Here is a 1,387-nt window from a genome sequence, read left to right as displayed (position 1 = left end):
CACCTGCGCGCCATCGGCGTGCTGGGTGACTGGCGCGAACCGGACGTGATCCGCATCTCGCCCACTCCGCTCTACAACCGCTATCTCGACGTGCACCACTTCGTCGAGGAAGTGGAAGCCTGGGCCGGCCTGTAAGCCCGCCCTCCCCTACTGCTGGACAGTTCGTTGATCGCACATGCATCCCGCTCGCTGAGCATTGTCGGCGCCGGCCTGGCCGGATCCCTGCTGGCCATCCTGCTGTCACGGCAGGGCTGGCGCATCACCCTGTACGAACGCCGTGGCGATCCGCGCATCGCCGATTACGAAAGCGGCCGTTCGATCAACCTGGCCCTGGCCGAGCGCGGGCGCAACGCGTTGCGCCAGGCCGGCGTGGAAGACGAAGTGATGGCGCGTGCGGTGATGATGCGCGGGCGCATGGTGCATCCGCGCGAGGGCGAGCCGCAGCTGCAGCGTTATGGTCGCGACGACAGCGAAGTGATCTGGTCGATCCATCGCAGCGACCTGAATACCACGCTGCTGGAACTGGCCGAGCAGGCCGGTGCCACCGTGCATTTCCACCGCCGCCTGCACACCGTCGATTTCGATGCCGGCTACGCGCGCTTCATCGATGATCGCGACGACAGCCCGCACGATATCCGCTTCGATACCCTGGTGGGTGCCGACGGCGCAGGCTCGGCGCTGCGTGCGGCGATGAACCGGCGCGAACCGCTCGGCGAGGACATTGCCTTCCTCGACCATTCCTACAAGGAACTGGAGATTCCGCCGAGCGACGATGGCGGCTTCCGCATCGAGCGCAATGCCCTGCACATCTGGCCGCGCGGCCGCTACATGTGCATCGCCCTGCCCAACCACGAGGGCACGTTCACCGTGACCCTGTTCCTGCCCAACCAGGGCGATCCGAGCTTCGCCACGGTCACCACCGGCGCCCAGGCCGAAGCACTGTTCGCGCGCGAGTTCGCCGATACCCTGCCGCTGATTCCCAACCTGCGTGCGGACTGGGAGCAGCATCCGCCGGGCCTGCTCGGTACGCTTACCCTGGAACGCTGGCACCAACAGGACCGCGCCGTGCTGATYGGYGAYGCCGCGCACGCGATGGTGCCGTTCCACGGCCAGGGCATGAACTGYGCSTTCGAGGACTGCGTGTCGCTGGCCCGCCACCTGATGGCGGCGGACGACCTGCAGAGCGCCTTCGCCGCATTCGAGGCCGAGCGCAAGCCGAACGCGCGTGCGATCCAGCAGATGGCGTTGGAGAACTATCTGGAAATGCGCGACCGGGTGGCCGATCCGGCCTTCCTGCTGCAGCGTGAGCTGGAACAGGAACTGCAGCGGCGCTGGCCCACGCGCTTCGTCCCGCACTACACGATGGTGACCTTCCTGCACACGCCCG

Annotated in this window: 2 protein-coding genes; both read left to right on the top strand. The window is 67.1% G+C overall.

Annotated features, from left to right (window positions below; all coding sequences use genetic code 11):
* Positions 1-135, top strand: a 135-nt coding sequence (locus tag AB4Y84_RS21640) for a kynureninase/PvdN C-terminal domain-containing protein (protein WP_442250930.1), incomplete at its 5' end; no start/stop codon positions are given.
* A gap of 30 nt (positions 136-165) precedes the next feature.
* A partial coding sequence (locus tag AB4Y84_RS21635; RefSeq protein WP_442250929.1) for an FAD-dependent oxidoreductase occupies positions 166-1,387 on the top strand: 1,222 nt, incomplete at its 3' end.

This window comes from Stenotrophomonas sp. 2YAF22 (genome assembly GCF_052114665.1).
Lineage (GTDB): Bacteria > Pseudomonadota > Gammaproteobacteria > Xanthomonadales > Xanthomonadaceae > Stenotrophomonas > Stenotrophomonas indicatrix.
Note: the sequence above shows the minus strand (reverse complement) of the source record. Positions and strands in the feature narration are given on the sequence as shown.